At 62.8% G+C, this 14,987-nt stretch carries 15 protein-coding genes; 8 read left to right on the forward strand and 7 right to left on the reverse strand.

What is annotated here, in order from left to right; translation table 11 throughout:
• The first annotated feature begins 366 nt into the window (after positions 1–366).
• From NKI97_RS30675 to NKI97_RS30685, 3 genes are all read left to right on the forward strand, one after another.
• On the forward strand, positions 367–1,578 hold the full coding sequence (locus NKI97_RS30675; RefSeq protein WP_352838114.1) for an efflux RND transporter periplasmic adaptor subunit: 1,212 nt from the start codon (positions 367–369) through the stop codon (positions 1,576–1,578).
• A gap of 2 nt (positions 1,579–1,580) precedes the next feature.
• Positions 1,581–4,757, forward strand: coding sequence for an efflux RND transporter permease subunit (locus tag NKI97_RS30680; protein ID WP_352745976.1), 3,177 nt, complete (start codon positions 1,581–1,583; stop codon positions 4,755–4,757).
• A 99-nt stretch (positions 4,758–4,856) separates the two neighbouring features.
• Complete coding sequence (locus NKI97_RS30685; protein WP_023678456.1) at positions 4,857–5,015, forward strand: DUF3309 family protein; 159 nt, start codon at positions 4,857–4,859, stop codon at positions 5,013–5,015.
• A gap of 53 nt (positions 5,016–5,068) precedes the next feature.
• On the opposite strand, the gene NKI97_RS30690 is transcribed toward NKI97_RS30685, so the two are convergent.
• Positions 5,069–6,040 carry an SDR family oxidoreductase gene (locus NKI97_RS30690; RefSeq protein ID WP_352745979.1) on the reverse strand — a complete coding sequence of 324 codons (972 nt, stop codon included), beginning with the start codon at positions 6,038–6,040 and terminating at the stop codon, positions 5,069–5,071.
• 93 nt (positions 6,041–6,133) lie between these two features.
• Between NKI97_RS30690 and NKI97_RS30695 the strand changes: the two genes are divergently transcribed.
• Positions 6,134–7,045, forward strand: a complete 912-nt coding sequence (locus NKI97_RS30695; RefSeq protein WP_352745982.1) for a LysR family transcriptional regulator — start codon at positions 6,134–6,136, stop codon at positions 7,043–7,045.
• Here the strand turns inward: NKI97_RS30695 and NKI97_RS30700 are convergent.
• From NKI97_RS30700 to NKI97_RS30715, 4 genes are all read right to left on the reverse strand, one after another.
• Positions 7,003–8,184 (reverse strand): MFS transporter, encoded by a 1,182-nt coding sequence (locus tag NKI97_RS30700; protein WP_352745985.1) that lies wholly within the window; start codon positions 8,182–8,184, stop codon positions 7,003–7,005. The two genes, NKI97_RS30695 and NKI97_RS30700, sit on opposite strands and share 43 nt — an antisense overlap.
• A gap of 146 nt (positions 8,185–8,330) precedes the next feature.
• Entirely contained in the window at positions 8,331–8,792 is a 462-nt protein-coding gene (locus tag NKI97_RS30705; protein ID WP_352452498.1) for a cupin domain-containing protein, read from the reverse strand.
• Positions 8,793–8,801: 9 nt separating this feature from the next.
• Positions 8,802–9,110 (reverse strand): DUF1244 domain-containing protein, encoded by a 309-nt coding sequence (locus NKI97_RS30710; protein WP_352452497.1) that lies wholly within the window; start codon positions 9,108–9,110, stop codon positions 8,802–8,804.
• Positions 9,111–9,136: 26 nt separating this feature from the next.
• Positions 9,137–9,934: an N-formylglutamate amidohydrolase gene (locus NKI97_RS30715; RefSeq protein ID WP_352838117.1), complete on the reverse strand. Its 798-nt coding sequence runs from the start codon at positions 9,932–9,934 to the stop codon at positions 9,137–9,139.
• Positions 9,935–10,220: 286 nt separating this feature from the next.
• Here NKI97_RS30715 and NKI97_RS30720 point away from each other — a divergent pair, with 286 nt between their 5' ends.
• The 3 genes from NKI97_RS30720 (at position 10,221) to NKI97_RS30730 (ending at position 13,392) form a co-directional block, all read left to right on the forward strand.
• Positions 10,221–10,667, forward strand: a complete 447-nt coding sequence (locus tag NKI97_RS30720) for a DUF1036 domain-containing protein (RefSeq protein ID WP_502894514.1) — start codon at positions 10,221–10,223, stop codon at positions 10,665–10,667.
• Positions 10,664–12,094, forward strand: a complete 1,431-nt coding sequence (pyk, locus tag NKI97_RS30725; protein ID WP_352452495.1) for a pyruvate kinase — start codon at positions 10,664–10,666, stop codon at positions 12,092–12,094. The genes NKI97_RS30720 and pyk overlap by 4 nt, the downstream gene beginning before the upstream one ends.
• A gap of 215 nt (positions 12,095–12,309) precedes the next feature.
• The gene (locus NKI97_RS30730) at positions 12,310–13,392 is read left to right on the forward strand and encodes an NAD(P)H-dependent flavin oxidoreductase (RefSeq protein WP_352452494.1); all 1,083 of its coding nucleotides are present in this window, start codon (positions 12,310–12,312) and stop codon (positions 13,390–13,392) included.
• An 86-nt stretch (positions 13,393–13,478) separates the two neighbouring features.
• On the opposite strand, the gene NKI97_RS30735 is transcribed toward NKI97_RS30730, so the two are convergent.
• Together NKI97_RS30735 and ykgO are read right to left on the reverse strand one after the other, a co-directional pair.
• Complete coding sequence (locus NKI97_RS30735) at positions 13,479–14,078, reverse strand: tetratricopeptide repeat protein (RefSeq protein ID WP_352452493.1); 600 nt, start codon at positions 14,076–14,078, stop codon at positions 13,479–13,481.
• A 94-nt stretch (positions 14,079–14,172) separates the two neighbouring features.
• Entirely contained in the window at positions 14,173–14,298 is a 126-nt protein-coding gene (gene ykgO, locus NKI97_RS30740) for a type B 50S ribosomal protein L36 (RefSeq protein WP_006203764.1), read from the reverse strand.
• 235 nt (positions 14,299–14,533) lie between these two features.
• Here ykgO and NKI97_RS30745 point away from each other — a divergent pair, with 235 nt between their 5' ends.
• Complete coding sequence (locus NKI97_RS30745) at positions 14,534–14,956, forward strand: lysozyme inhibitor LprI family protein (RefSeq protein ID WP_352452492.1); 423 nt, start codon at positions 14,534–14,536, stop codon at positions 14,954–14,956.
• Positions 14,957–14,987 lie beyond the last annotated feature (31 nt).

The following is a 14,987-nucleotide window of genomic DNA, read 5'->3' on the forward strand; positions in this document are numbered from 1 at the left end:
GCCTCCACTCCAGCCAGCATCTTGAATCACAAAACCGACTGATCCGGAATCCCCTTCGATTCCGTCAAATCAGGAACCGCTCTAGCTGCTTCGCAAGCAGATGGCATTCGCAATCTGTCCAATCATCCTGACACTTGCTGCCATACTGCTGTTTTGGCGATCAACAGCCGATGCTGCAGCCGCATCTTTGCGGACAAAGCAACAACCCATCAACTTTTCTGACTATATTGCGATGCAACTTTGAGGTAGAAGCGCGCTTCGCCGATCACGGCAATTTGAATACGGCCTCGCGCGCACCCATATCGGCGACGCGCCCCAAGTAGAAGATGCGGCCTGGCCGAACCCCGCGCACTGGAAAAAATGACGATGCCGAAATTCAGGTTTCACAAGCTTGCAGCCATTGTTGTGCTCATCGGGTTCGCCGGCTGGATGGCGACAGGCGAGTTCTCGTCCGTCGGCAGCGCGTCCGCCGACAACAAGCCCAAGGCAGGAGAGGTCGAGCAGCCCAAGGCAGCCGATGCAGGCAAGCCCCAAACTGGCAAACAGGGGACTGCCAAGCCGGGGACTGCCGAGGCGGAACAGCCCAAGGCGCCGTTGCGCACGGTCGCGGTCATAACCCCGCCGCGGCGCACCTATGCACGCGCTATCCGCATTTCCGGACTGACCGAAGCCGATAAGCGCGCCGTCCTGGCAACACGCGTCGCCGGCGTCATCGACAAACTGCCGGTCAAGCAGGGCCAGCACGTCAAGACCGGCGACCTCATCCTGATGCTTGCCGCCGAGGAAAAGATCTCGGCGGTCGACAATGCCAAGCAGCTTGTCGTGCAACGTGAGGCCGAGCTGGCAGCTGCCCTGCGGCTGATGAAAACCGGCAATCTGCCCAAGCTGCAGCTCGATACGGCCCGTTCCAACCTGACGCTGGCCAAGTCGCAACTGGACGCAGCGCAAGCCGAGCTCGACCGCAACGAGGTGAAGGCGCCCTTCGACGGCGTCATCGACCGGGTGCCGGTGGAGCTTGGCAGTTCCGTCATGCAGGGCGGCGAGGTGGCGACCATTCTCAAGCTCGATCCGGTGATCGCCCGCGGCGAAGTCAGCGAACGCGATCTTGGCTATCTGAAGATCGGTGACGAAGCCAATGTGCGCCTGGTCAGTGGCCAGACCGTCAAGGGTACGGTGCGCTACATCAGCCGGGATGCATCTTCGGCAACCCGTACGTTCCGCGTCGAAGTCGCTATCCCCAATGCCGATGGTTCCGTACCGGCCGGCATGACGGCAGAAATCGCGCTCAGCGCCCAGCCGACCGACGCCGTGATGCTGCCGCGATCGGTGGTGACGCTCGGCGACAAGGGCGACCTCGGCATCCGCGCCGTCGACAAGGACGACAAGGTCGTGTTCTTCCCGATCGACCTGGTCGACGACACGCCGACCGGCCTGGTGCTCGGCGGCATTCCGGCCGACGCCCGCATCATCGTCGCCGGCCAGGAGCTGGTGAAGGAAGGCGAAGTGATCAAGCCGGTCGAAGCCGACCAGGCGACCATTCAAAAGCTGTTGGGCGAAGCGACGGCCGGGACGCAGTAATCATGGACATCGTCAAACTTGCAATCAGCAATGCCCGGCTGACCATTTCGGTCCTGGTCTTTCTCATCCTGGCCGGTGCGGTCGCCTACCAGTCGACGCCGAAGGAAGCGGAACCCGACGTTCCTACCCCTTATGTTTACATAAATGTCGCCTATCAAGGCATTGCGCCCGAAGACGCTGAAAGGCTTCTGCTTAGGCCTCTGGAGACAAAGCTCAAGAGTCTGAAGGGGCTAAAGGAGATGAAATCATCCGCCTATCAGGGCGGCGCGTTTGTCTTTCTTGAGTTTCTGCCGTCGATAAAAGTCGACACCGCGGTGACTGATACACGCTCGAAGGTTCAGGACGCGAAGGCTGACCTGCCCCAAGCGGCAGAGGAGCCGGTTATTACCGAGGTCAACATCTCCGAGTTTCCCGTCCTGGTCGTGACGCTGTCGGGCGAGGTGCCCGAGCGTGTGCTGACGGCGGCGGCGCGCGAGCTGCGCGACCGCATCGAGGAAGTGCCTGGCGTGCTCGAGGGCTCGCTGCAGGGTGCGCGCGACGACCTCGTCGAAGTGGTCATCGATCCGATGAAGCTGTCTTCTTACGGGCTGCAGCTCGACCAGTTGATCGGTGCGGTCGGCGCTTCCAACAGTCTTGTCGCCGCCGGCAACATCGAAGGATCCGAGGGCAAATACGCGGTCAAGGTGCCCTCGCTTATCGAGACGCCAGAGGATGTGGCGGCGCTGCCGGTCGTCGCCGGCCCCAATGCGGTGGTGCAGGCCAAGGATATCGCAACCATCCGCTCGACCTTCAAGGACGCCGAGACGGTCACTCGCCTCGACGGCAAGCCGGCGATCGCCATCGAGGTGAAGAAGCGCATCGGCTCCAACCTGATCGATACCCTTGCCAAGGTCAGGGAGGTGTCCGACGCCTTCATCAAGACGATGCCGGAGGGCATGCACGTCACCTACACGCAAGACAAGTCCGTCTTCGTGAACCAGTTGCTCGGCGACCTGCAGAACCACGTGATGATCGCCGTGATCCTGGTGTTCATCGTCATTCTCTACGCGCTGTCTGGCCGTGCCTCGCTGCTGATCGGATTGGCCATCCCCTCATCCTTCCTGATCGGCATCCTGTTGCTGGCAATGATGGGCTACACGATCAACATGATCGTGCTGTTCAGCCTCATCCTGGCGGTCGGCATGCTGGTCGACGACGCCATCATCGTCACCGAATTCGCCGAGCGCCGCATGAGCGAGGGCATGCCGAAGGAGCAAGCGTTCGCGCTTGCCGCCAAGCGCATGGCCGGCCCGGTCATCGCGGCGACGATGACGCGCATTGCCGCCTTCTCGCCGCTGTTGTTCTGGCCGGGCATTATCGGCGACTTCATGAAATACATGCCGATCACGCTGATCGTGACGCTCTCGGCCTCGATGCTCTATGCGCTGGTCTTCGCGCCGACGCTGGGCGCGATATTTGCCAAGGCGCCGGCCCATCACCCCGACGACAATCGCGACGGCTGGTACATGGCCGTGGTCAAGCAGGCGGTGCATTATCCCATCACCGTGCTTGTCCTCACTGTGGCGCTGTTGTTCGGCGTCGGCTACGCCTATTCGAAATTCGGCGCCGGCGTCGAATTCTTCCCGAATGTCGAGCCTGACTACGGCCTGCTCTATGTCCACGCCCGCGGCAATCTTTCGCTTGCCGAAATGGACGCGGCCACCAAGACCGCGGAAAATCGGCTGCTCGGTTGGCCGGGCGTGAAGTCTGTCTATACCCGTGTCGGCAAGACGCAGGGCGGCGGCCAGGATGTTCCGGAAGACGTGGTTGGCGTGATCCAGTACGAATTCGTCGACTGGCGCGAGCGTAAATCGGCGAACTCAATCCTGGACGAACTGCGCGGCGTGATGGCCGGCATTCCCGGTGTCGACGTCGAGGTTCGCGTGCCGGAAGCCGGCCCGCCTACCGGCAAGCCGATCCAGATCAGGCTTTCGGCCGTCGATCCGAAGGGCCTTGACGACAAGGCCCGCGCCGTCGCCGCGCGCATAGCCAAGGTGCCCGGCGTCATCGATATTTCCGACGGCCTGGCGCCGCCCGGCGTCGACTGGGCGCTCGAGGTCGATCGCGCCAAGGCGGCCCAGTACGGCATCAGCCCAACCGCGGTCGGGACGGTCGTGCAACTGGTGACCAACGGGCTGAAGCTCAGCGAATACCGGCCCGCTGGCGCCGACGATGCAGTCGACATCAGGCTGCGCCTGCCCGAGGATCGGCGCACGCTGTCGACGCTCGACGAACTGCGGGTGCAGACCGCGCAAGGCTCGGTGCCGATCTCGAACTTCGTCGTGCGCAAGCCGGAGCCGACGGTCGGTATCCTCAACCGCATCGACGGCGCGCGAACGGTCGTCGTCCAGGCCAACGTCGCTGCCGGCGCCCAGGTGGCAGCCGTCCAGCAGGAGGTCACCAAAGCTGTCGCCGACATGAACCTCGGCAGCGGCATTCGCTGGAAGCTTGCCGGCTCGAATGAGGACAGCGCGGAGGCCGGCGCCTTCCTCAGCAAAGCCTTCGGTGCGGCGATCTTCCTGATCTTCATCGTGCTTCTGGCGCAGTTCAACAAGTTCACCAGCGTCTGGCTGGTGCTGTCCTGCGTGGTCATGGCGACGATCGGCGTGTTCCTCGGGCTGCTGCTGACGGGAGAGGCATTCGGCATCGTCATGTCGGGCATCGGTGTCATCGCGCTGGCCGGTGTGGTGGTGAACAACAACATCGTGCTGATCGACACCTATGACCGGTTGCGCGAAGAGGGCTGGGACAAATACGAAGCCGTTCTACAGACCTGCCGCGAACGTGCCCGTCCGGTGGTGCTGACGGCGGTGTCGGCGATCCTCGGCGTGCTGCCGATTGCTTTCGGCCTCGGCCTCGAAATCTTCCATCACGAGACGACGATCAACGCGCCGTCGACGCAATGGTGGATTTCGCTGTCTTCGGCGATCGTCTTCGGGCTGTCCTTCGCCACCGTGCTGACGCTGGTGGTGACGCCGTCGATGCTGATGGTGTTCACTCGCGCCAAGGTCAAACCCGGTGCGCGTCGTGGCTGGTTCAGTCGCCTGTTGGGGCGTCGAAAGGCCGAAATCCCGTCGAAAGGCCTGGACGCCGATCTGGGTGCCGAACCGGCGATCGCCTTCCCGAAGGCCGCCGAATAGAGTCCGGATCGCCGTCCTGATCAAGCAAAGGCCGCCCGGGAACAATGGGCGGCCTTCTGCATTGTTCCGTCATTGCAACCTCAAAGCGAGGATTTTCAGATGACGATCAGCACCATTCTCATCATTATCCTTATTCTTATTCTGATCGGCGCGGTTCCGGCATGGCCGCATTCCCGGTCCTGGGGTTACGGACCATCCGGCATCGTCGGCGTCATCCTGATCGTTGTCCTGGTGCTGCTGTTGATGGGCCGGATCTGAGCGCAACCTTCCTCCCGAACAGCGGCGGATGACCATCAGGCCATCCGCCTTTTTTAAGTTCCTTGTTGGGCAGCTTTTTGCGTCGTCTTGATCGTGGCGATGCCGATATCCTCAAGCGCTTCCGACACTGCATTTTCCAGCGGCGTGTGCGGGATCGTACCGATAACGCTTTCCAGCCTGCCTGAAACCAGCCGGTGCGGCTCGAAGCGGAGATAGGACATCGAAACGATCTCGCGCCACATCGCCACGAACGGGCTGCCGGCGCGCAGCACCCACCACGGCATCGACGTCAGTTTCAGCGAGCGCCCGAGCGCCTTCTCCGCGGCCGCCTTGAGCTGCAGGTCGGTCACCGCATGGCCAGGAAAGTTCAGCGCCTCGTAGAAGCCGAGCTTGTCGAGATTGTCAGCCAGCCCGACGAAGGTCTTGGCCAGGTCGGGTAAATAGGCCCATTCATGCACGAGATCGACCGGCCCTGGGGCGGTATAGACGCCCTTGGTCATCTTGGCGGCAACAACCAGATCGAACCACGATCCGCTGCCGGTGCCGCCGAAGAAATCACCAGCGCGCAGCAGGATCGTGCGCACTCGACCTGCATCAGCCTCGCGGCGAAACAGGTCCTCCATGGCGACGCGGATACGGCCCTTTTCCGTCGTCGGGCGAAACGGCGTGTCTTCGGCGATCACCGCCGGCATTTGCGAGCCGTAATTGTAGACGGTGCCCGGGAAGAGATGCAGCGCGCCGTTCGCCCGGCAGGCAGCCATCACATTCTCGGCCATCGGCAGGCATTTGCTCCAGTCGGTGTAGAGCGGGTTGAGGCCGTTGAAAATGATATCGACGCTTTCGGTCGCGCGGATCAGCGCAGCACGGTCGAGCGCGTCGCCGGCGATCGCCGTAGCGCCTTTGAGCTCGGCCGGCACCTTGCCGCTGCGGGTGACAGCGCGGACGTCGTAGCCGGCATCGATGAAGGCCTTGGCGACCGTGCGGCCGAGGCGGCCATTGGCGCCGAGAATTGCGATCGTGGTCATTGTTCGTCTCCGTGTTGCGTTACGACGCCAATATTGTCTCTTCGCAAACGAATGAAAATTGACTACGATTGGCGATATGATATTCAATTTTGAATGGATATTGACTGGAACCTGATCAAGAGTTTCGTCACCGTGGCGGAGACCGGCAGCCTGTCGGCGGCCGCACGAAAACTTGCCGCAAGCCAGCCGACGCTCGGCCGCCACATCGCCGAGCTGGAACAGGCGCTCGGCGTCACCCTGTTCCGGCGCGGGCGGCGTGGCTATGCGCTCACGGAAGCGGGCAGCACGCTCTTTGAACGGGGCCGCGCGGTGAGCGAGCAGGCGAGCGCCTTTTCGCTGCTGGCGCTGGGATCGGTCGAGGCGATAGAGGGTACGGTGCGCATTGCCGCCAGCGAAGTGGTGGCGGCCTATGTGCTGCCGGAAATCACAGCGAGGCTTGGGTTCGAGGAGCCGGGCATCGAAGTCGAGATCGTCGCCTCGAACCAGGTCGAGAATCTGCTGCGTCGCGACGCCGATATCGCCATCCGCATGGTCAAGCCGGCGCAGAATGAACTGGTCGCGCGCAAGGTGACCGACATTCCGCTCCGCGCCTGCGCGGCAAAATCCTACCTCGACCGGCGTGGCCGTCCGCGCGAGGCCCGCGATCTTGCCGGCCATGATCTGGTCGGCTTCGACCGCAGCGATGAGATCATTCGCGGCTTCGCCCAGTTCGGCGTCCCGCTCGCCCGCAATGCCTTCCGCTTCAGGACCGATAATCAGATCGTGCTGTGGGAAGCGGTGCGGGCGGGAAACGGCATCGGCTTTGGCCAGGAGCCGCTCGCCGACCGTGATCCGCTGGTCGAGACAGTGCTGCCGGGTCTCCCGCTGCCGACGCTGCCGGTGTGGCTGGCCATGCATCGCGACGTGCGCACCAGCGTGCGCATCCGCCGCGTCGCGGATTTCCTCTACGAAGAGTTCAAGCGCTATTCGGCCGGTGCGGGCTCGGCAGCGAATTCGGCGCGGTGAGCGAGGCCGGCCATCAACAGCACGACGACCAGCAGCCCGGACAGAGCGACGAAGATCGGGCCGAAGCTCGAGTGCTCGGCGATGAAGCCGATCGCCGACGGCGCCACCAGAATGCCTGAGTAACCCATTGTGGTGACGACGCTCATGCCGGTGCCGGATGCCATGCCCTCCTGGTTGCCGGCGGCCGAAAAGATGATCGGCACCATGTTGGCAATGCCGAGGCCGCAAAAGGCAAAGGCGGCAATGGCCAGCCAAGGCGAGGGAGCCAGCCCGGCCACCAGCATGCCGGCAGCAGCGGCAAGGGCCGAGGCGCGCAACGTCGTAACGGCACCGAAACGGTTGCGGACGCCATCGCCGAGAAAGCGCATGATGGCCATGACTCCGGAAAAGGCGGCATAGGCCAGGCCTGCGATGGCAAGATCGGCGCCGAGCTCCTGCCTGAGATACAGCGCCGCCCAGTCGAGTACCGCACCTTCGGAGATCATAGTCAGCAGCGCCATCAGCCCAACCAGATAGACCAGCGGGTTTGCCGGCAGCGCGAATTTGTGGTGCTCGGCGACCGGGTGCTTGTCCTCGGCGATCAGGTAGCGGACCGCTACGGCGATTACGGCAAAGGCAAGAGCCGTCACCACTGTCGCATGGGCGAGGTGACCGTAGTTCTGGATGGCGAAACCGCCCAAAGCGCCGCCAGCGAAACCGCCAAGGCTCCAGAAGCCGTGCGAGGACGACATGATGGCACGGGACAGCCGCCGTTCGACTGCCACTGCATTGGCATTCATGGCGACGTCCATTCCGCCGATCGAACCGCCGAAGATGAACATGGCGACGGCCGCAAGGGGCACGTTGGGGGCCAGAGCCACAACCAAAAGGCCGAAGCTGCCGGCAAGTCCGAACCAGCGCAGCACCGTGCGCGAGCCATGCTTCGAGATCAGATGGCCGCACCAGGTCATGGCGGTGACGGCGCCGGCACCGAACAACAGAATCAGCAAGCCGAGCGTGAACTTCGAAATGTCGAGTCGCGTCAGGAACACCGGGATCTGCGGCGCCCAACTGCCGGTCAAGAAGCCGTTGGCGAGGAAGATGCCGGCCACTGCCCAGCGTCCACGAATCGCGATCTGCGTGATTTTCTGCGCGTCCATCGGGTAGAATCCGGTCCGGAAATGGCGTTGCGCGGCAAATTAGATCGATTCAATTCACAGTCAAGCGCTCTTCGCCGAAAGTGCTTGGACCAGACGCTACGTCCTCTCGCGTCGGCCAACCATCTCGGCGGTCCACTCCGAAATCCCTACGGCTCGGGATAAGGCGCGCCATCCTTGTGCACAAACCGGCCGTCAGCGTTGGTGCTCATCATGTCGATGTCGGAGCAGGTGGCGACGTCGTCGGGCCAGCGCGAACCGACTTCGAGATAGATCGCCATCGCGCCCGATTTATTGATCATGTGATGGCCGTTGCCTGATCCTTTCGGAAAGGCCGCGCAATCACCGGCGCGCAGCACCGTCTCGCCGGCATCTTCGACGAGCGTCAGCTCGCCTTCAAGCACGTAGACGAATTCGTCTTCGTGCGAATGCCAGTGGCGCTGGCTCGACCAGTTGCCCGGCGGCAGGCGCATGAGATTGATGCCGAAGTCGGTGAGCCCGCCTGCGTTGCCTAGCCGCTGCCGCACGCGTTCGGCACAGGGTGCATCGAACGGCGGTGGATAGGATGAGCCCTTGCGTCCGGGCACGTCGGCAACGTCAATCTTAGGCACGGCGTCCCCCTAGTGATCCCTAGGGCGTCTTGCCTCGAACTCGGCCTTCTTGGCGTCGGAGGCCTCGATCTGGTTCCGTGCCTGCCACTCGGCATAGGGCATGCCGTAGATGATCTCGCGCGACCGGTCCTTGCTGAGTTCGACACCTTCGGCTTTCGCCGCATCGCGGTACCAGTTGGACAGGCAGTTGCGGCAGAAGCCGGCGAGGTTCATCAGGTCGATGTTCTGTACGTCGGAACGCTCGCGCAGATGCGCGACCAGCCGGCGGAAGGCAGCGGCTTCGAAATCGCGCTTTTGTTCGTCGCTGAGTTCGGTCATGTCATGTTGGCCTCCCTTGGGCCTCATCATACCGGCCCGGTGCGAGAGCCGAATATTTTCACCGCATGTATATCGGCACGTCGATCTATCGCGTCAACGATCGGCGCCAGCCGTTCGGCCCAGGCGAGGGCACCCTTGCGGTCGGCGATCAGGTCCTGGCGGACCTCGAGCAGCGCATGGGCAAAGCCGTTGACGATGGCGTGCCTGAACATGGTATCGCCGCGCAGTGCGCCGTCATAGGGTTCGTTGTCGCCGACGATGAGGCTCTTGTCCTCGGCGAGCATGTCGATCAGCGGCCGCGCAACGCGGTCGTCCAGGTCCCACAATATGCCGGCGTGCCACGGCCGCACGAATCCCTGCATGGTCGGTGTGAAGGAATGCACCGAAAAGATGAAGGGTGCCTGCGCGGATGCTCGCGCCACAGAGGCGATCATGGCGCTGACGGCATCATGATAGGGGCGGTAAAAGCGGTCCAGCCGCCTTTCGCGCTCCTCCGGCGCGATGGGGTAATTTCCCGGGATGACGGTTCCGTCATAGAGCTGGCGAATCAGCGTTGGATCGTCCTCGCCGCGATTGGGGTTGATCAGCAGTCGCGAAAAATTGGCAAGCACCGCCGGAACGCCGAGCAGACTTGCGAGTTCGCGGGTTACAGTCTCGACGCCGATGTCGTAGGCGATGTGGCGGTCGAACTCCGCCGCCGGCAGGCCGAGACTGCCATACTCCTCCGGCAGGTCGCGGCGGGCGTGATCGGCGAGAAGCACCAAGCCGCGCTTGCGATCGCCTTCGACGATATCGAAAGGCGCGAAAACTGTGGATCGGGTCATTGGCGGGAAAGGTCTGTTCGCTGGCTTTCGGGGAGGGTGGTATCGTCATTCCACGAAGAGACCGCTTGCGCAATGCCGTTGTTTGGCCACGGTTTCTGCCAAAAAACTGAGCAGGGGCGACCGCAAGCGCGCCAGAGCCTTCTAAATCGATTGGAATTGGACAGATCGGCGCGTTGACATGCGTACGGACTTTTCCGAAAAGGGGCGTTGAGAGATGCAAATGTGGTTCTTGAGGGGTTTCAGGATGGGTTTCGCCGGCAGGCTGCGTGTGCGCCACGCCTCGGCCATGCCGCTCCTGGTACCGGCCATGGGTCTTTTCGCGGTGATTTCGGCCTCGCCGGCACGGGCCGATTTCCGGGTCTGCAACGCCACGCAGAACCTGGTCGGTGTCGGCATCGGCTATCGCGCCAAAGCCGGCTGGATCACCGAAGGCTGGTGGCACATCGAAGGATCGAGCTGCAAGACGCTGATCGAGGGACCGTTGTCATCAAGGTTTTACTATCTTTATGCAGAAGACGCCGAGCGCGGCGGACGCTGGGATGGCCCGATCAACATGTGCGTGGCCGAAAAAGAGTTCAAGATCGCCGGCGTTACCGATTGCGTCGCCCGGGGCTTTCAGCGCGCCGGATTCCAGGAATATGACACGGGCGAGCAGGCAAGCTGGATGGTCCAGCTGACTGACGAGCCCGCAACGGATGGCGCTCCAGCCGCCCCGGGAACAAACAGTCAATGAGACGCAGCCGCAAGGTCAAGATCCTCGCCACCATCGGTCCGGCCTCCTCGTCCGAGGAGATGCTGAAGAAGCTGTTCGAAGCCGGCGCCGACGTGTTCCGCATCAATATGAGCCACACCGACCATGAATTGATGCGTACGCTTGTCGGCCGCATTCGTGCCGTCGAGGAGGCGGTCGGCCGGCCGATCGGCGTTCTCGCCGACCTGCAAGGGCCAAAGCTGCGCGTCGGCAAGTTCGCCAACGGCAAAGAGGTGCTGACCGTCGGTCAGACCTTCACGCTCGACGACAATCCCGAGCCCGGCAATTCGACGAGGGTCTACCTGCCGCATCCCGAAATCCTGCGTTCGGTCGAGGCTGGTCATCGCCTGCTGATCGACGACGGCAAGCTCGAGCTCAAGGCGGTCAGCAGCAACGGCAAGGCGATCGTCTGCACCGTCGTCGCCGGCACCACCATTTCCGACAAGAAGGGCGTCAGCCTGCCCGACACCGACCTGCCGGTCGGCGCGCTGACGGAAAAGGACCGCCGGGATCTCGACGCGGTTCTGGCGACCGGCGTCGACTGGGTGGCGCTGTCCTTCGTGCAGCGGCCCGAGGACCTGGCCGAAGCGCGCAAGATCGCACGCGGCCGGGCGCTGATCATGGCCAAGATCGAAAAGCCGCAGGCCGTCGCCCGGCTGGCCGAGATCATCGAGCTTTCGGATGCGCTGATGGTCGCCCGCGGCGATCTCGGCGTCGAGATGCCTCTCGAAGCCGTGCCTGGCATTCAGAAGCAGATCACCCGCGCCGCGCGCCGTGCCGGCAAGCCGGTGGTGGTCGCCACGCAGATGCTGGAATCGATGATCACCGCGCCGGTGCCGACGCGGGCCGAGGTGTCGGACGTGTCGATCGCCGTGTTTGAAGGCGCCGACGCGATCATGCTTTCGGCGGAGTCCGCCGCCGGCGCCTATCCGGTCGAGGCGGTGGCGATGATGAACCGGATCGCCACCAAGGTCGAAACCGACCCGACCTATGCCGGCATCATCAACGCGCAGCGCTCGGAACCGGAAGCGACCGGGGCCGACGCGATCTCGCTCGCCGCCCGCGAAATAGCCGAGACGCTGAAGCTGTCGGCGATCATCACCTATACCGCGTCCGGCACGACCGGCTTGCGCGCCGCGCGCGAGCGGCCGCAAGTGCCGATCGTGGCGCTGTCGCCGATCCTCAACACGGCGCGGCGGCTGTCGCTGTTGTGGGGCACGCATTGCGTCGTTTCCCCCGACGCCATCGACCTCGACGACATGGTCGACCGCGCCTGCCGCATCGCCTTCGATGAAGGTTTCGGCAAGCCGGGCGACCGCGTCATCATCACGGCCGGCGTGCCGCTGAGGACGCCCGGTTCGACCAACATGTTGCGCATCGCCTATGTCGGATCGGAAGTCGGCCGCTAATGTCGGCCGCGGCTGCCGGATAGGCCGGCTGCATGGCGCGTCGTAAACACGGCGCCAGCCGGGCGCATCGACGGCAGTCGGGTTAGGATAGACGCCGAACTCCGCCAGCTTGCATCAGCCTGTGACCGGCCGTGAAGCGGTTCGAAGGCCCTATCCGACTTGAGCTGGAAGTCAGTTAAGGTAATCTCTCCTGGGAGAAAGAGGAGGGTGATCCAATGTGGATGCGCACTGATCTTCTGGAACTCCTCGGCATTGAGCACCCGATAATCCAGGCGCCGATGAGCGGCATCACCACGCCGGAACTGGCGGCGGCAGTCAGCAATGCCGGGGCGCTTGGCTCGCTCGGATGCGGCATTCTGCCTGCGGCGGCTATCCGCGAGCAGCTCACGGCGACACAGCACGCCACCAATCGTCCGATCAACGTCAACTTCTTTGCGCACCCGGCGCCGATACACGATGATGCGGCAGCCCAAAGTATGCGAGACCGCCTTCGCGGCTGGTATGAGGAGGTCGGCCTCGGACCGGTGCCCGAGCCGGGCGAGCCCTTCCCCACCTTCGATCGTGAGCGTCTCGAAATTGTGCTCGAGCTGCGCCCCAAGGTGGTCAGCTTCCACTTCGATCTACCCGACACCGCAATTGTGCAGCAGTTGAAGGCGGCCGGCTGTACTGTCTTGTGTTCGGCCACCACCGTCTCGGAAGCGCGCCAGCTTGAGGCAGGAGGGGTGGACGCCATTATCGCCCAGGGATACGAGGCGGGTGGGCATCGCGGCACATTCACTGTCGACCCTGCTATCGGCACAGCCGGCACTATGGCACTCGTACCGCAGATTGTTGATGCCGTGCGGGTGCCTGTAATTGCCGCTGGCGGTATCTTCGACGGTCGCGGCATCGCTGCCAGCTTTGCACTTGGTGCATCTGGTGTGCAGATCGGCACGGCTTTCCTGGCCTGTCCTGAAGCCAATGTGCAGCCAGTCTATCGCGTAGCATTGCGCTCGGCCAACGACGAGAGCACGTCGGTGACTCGCTGCTTCACTGGCCGCCCAGCGCGCGTGGTGCGCAACCGGTTTGTGATGGAAATGGCTGGTGAGGAAGATGCAGCGTTGGCGTTTCCGCTGCAGGCGAGTCTGGTCATGCCGCTTTCGATGGCAAAGGATGAAAGCAAGCGGGCTGACTTCTTGCCTATTTGGGCCGGGCAGGGCGTCGCGAAGCTGCGGGAGATGCCGGCCGCCGCCCTTGTGGAGAAACTCGTCACGGAGGCAAACGGCATAGATCGGGCCTATAGGGGAGTAGGGGAGTAGGGGAGCAGGGGAGCAGGGAGCATGCGTTCCACAGTGCAATCTACACCACTCACATACTGCCTTACTCCCCTACTCCCTTACTGGCTTCAAATGCCTTCGCCGGCAAGCTCCTCGGAAAGTGCGGCGACCTGGTCCTGGGCGCTGCGCATCATCGGGTAGATGCCGAGCACGCGCTGCCAGGCCTCAAGTGCCGACTGCTTGTGGCCGGTTTCGGCCATGATCTGAGCCAGGCCCGAAAGCGCGCCGAAATGGCGTGGTTCGAGCTGCAGGGTGCGGTCGATGTCCGCCATCGACTTCCCGTAGTTCTTCATCATGAAATGAACAGTGGCGCGGCGGTTCCAGCCTTCCGCATAGGTCGGCTGCAAAGTCACCACCTGATCGAGGAAATCGAGTGCAACATCGAATTTCTGGTTTTCGATCGCCTTCTGCGACCATTGCATCATCAGGTCGATAGAGGCGCTGCCCGACTGGGACCACTCGCTGCCGATCCGTCCGGCGATGCGCTCGGCCGCCTTTTCATTGCGTTCGCGCTTGAGATCGGCAAACAGCTGATCGAGCCGCGCCTGTTTCGTCTTGACGACCGGAGGTGCTGTCGGCGGAGTTGTGGTCGGATCTTCAGCCCACGCCGGCAGCGAGACAGCGCCGGAAACGAGGAAAGCCGTGAAAAATGCAAGAAGAATCCGCATCGCGGGAATCTAGCCCCCGGCGCCGGATCGTCAAACTGAATTTAGCGTGAGAGTCGTATCATGCGAACGGAGGCGCGCAGCCTCCGTCGAAAACTCAACCTTGGCGCGCTTTGTAGCGCGGCGCGGTCTTGTTGATGATGTAGATGCGGCCCTTGCGACGAACCAGCTGGTTGTCGCGGTGACGCGCCTTCAACGCCTTGAGCGAATTCTTGATTTTCATGGTCTTGCCCGTCGGTCTGGGCCCGGTCACGGGCCGAATTATTAAGGCGCGCCCACAGACGCGCCTTTGAACTGTGCGTGGCTCATAGACGAGGAGCGTTGCCCGTGTCAACCGCAAGCGCGTTGCCTAAACGATACGGACCGTTTCGTATCATCAAATATCCGCCACTGGCGTCTTGCGGCGTTGCGCAGGGTTGAGACGGCTGGAATGATGCGGTTGCGAATTGGAGATCGTCATGCGCCGAATTCTTGTGTCCGCCTGTCTTGTCGTCCTCGCGGCAGGTTCTGTTGCCTATGCGCAGGAATGCGACCGCAACGACGACAGCCAGCAGATGATGAACATCTGCGCCGACGCGGACTACAAATCCGCCGACGCCAAGCTCAACAAGGCCTACCAGGATCTCATCGGCGGAAGTGACGCAAATGCCAGGAAGCTGTTGCAGACGGCGCAGCGCGCCTGGATCGCTTTTCGCGACGCGGAATGCAGCTATTCCGCCGCGGACAGCGAAGGCGGCTCGATCTATCCGATGCTGATATCGGAATGCCTGACGCGGCTGACCGACGATCGCACCAAGCAGCTCACCGCCGATTCGACCTGCGCGGAAGGCGATGTGAGCTGCGCCAGCCCCGACGAGGACGAGAGCGGCGAAATCCAGTAAGCGTAGGTTCTAACTTTGTGTTTGAGCATGA

Source organism: Mesorhizobium sp. M0296 (assembly GCF_040321675.1).
Taxonomy (GTDB): domain Bacteria; phylum Pseudomonadota; class Alphaproteobacteria; order Rhizobiales; family Rhizobiaceae; genus Mesorhizobium.

Bases quoted from the DNA above. Each gene is read 5' to 3' on its own strand.
- ykgO (WP_006203764.1), bottom strand. From the start codon at position 14,298: ATGAAAATCAAGAATTCGCTCAAGGCGTTGAAGGCGCGTCACCGCGAC.
- NKI97_RS30690 (WP_352745979.1), bottom strand. From the start codon at position 6,040: ATGACCACGATCGCAATTCTCGGCGCCAATGGCCGCCTCGGCCGCACG.
- NKI97_RS30695 (WP_352745982.1), top strand. From the start codon at position 6,134: ATGGATATTGACTGGAACCTGATCAAGAGTTTCGTCACCGTGGCGGAG.
- NKI97_RS30745 (WP_352452492.1), top strand. From the start codon at position 14,534: ATGCGCCGAATTCTTGTGTCCGCCTGTCTTGTCGTCCTCGCGGCAGGT.
- NKI97_RS30720 (WP_502894514.1), top strand. From the start codon at position 10,221: ATGCCGCTCCTGGTACCGGCCATGGGTCTTTTCGCGGTGATTTCGGCC.
- NKI97_RS30715 (WP_352838117.1), bottom strand. From the start codon at position 9,934: ATGACCCGATCCACAGTTTTCGCGCCTTTCGATATCGTCGAAGGCGAT.
- NKI97_RS30680 (WP_352745976.1), top strand. From the start codon at position 1,581: ATGGACATCGTCAAACTTGCAATCAGCAATGCCCGGCTGACCATTTCG.
- NKI97_RS30685 (WP_023678456.1), top strand. From the start codon at position 4,857: ATGACGATCAGCACCATTCTCATCATTATCCTTATTCTTATTCTGATC.
- NKI97_RS30735 (WP_352452493.1), bottom strand. From the start codon at position 14,078: ATGCGGATTCTTCTTGCATTTTTCACGGCTTTCCTCGTTTCCGGCGCT.
- NKI97_RS30710 (WP_352452497.1), bottom strand. From the start codon at position 9,110: ATGACCGAACTCAGCGACGAACAAAAGCGCGATTTCGAAGCCGCTGCC.
- NKI97_RS30700 (WP_352745985.1), bottom strand. From the start codon at position 8,184: ATGGACGCGCAGAAAATCACGCAGATCGCGATTCGTGGACGCTGGGCA.
- pyk (WP_352452495.1), top strand. From the start codon at position 10,664: ATGAGACGCAGCCGCAAGGTCAAGATCCTCGCCACCATCGGTCCGGCC.
- NKI97_RS30730 (WP_352452494.1), top strand. From the start codon at position 12,310: ATGTGGATGCGCACTGATCTTCTGGAACTCCTCGGCATTGAGCACCCG.
- NKI97_RS30675 (WP_352838114.1), top strand. From the start codon at position 367: ATGCCGAAATTCAGGTTTCACAAGCTTGCAGCCATTGTTGTGCTCATC.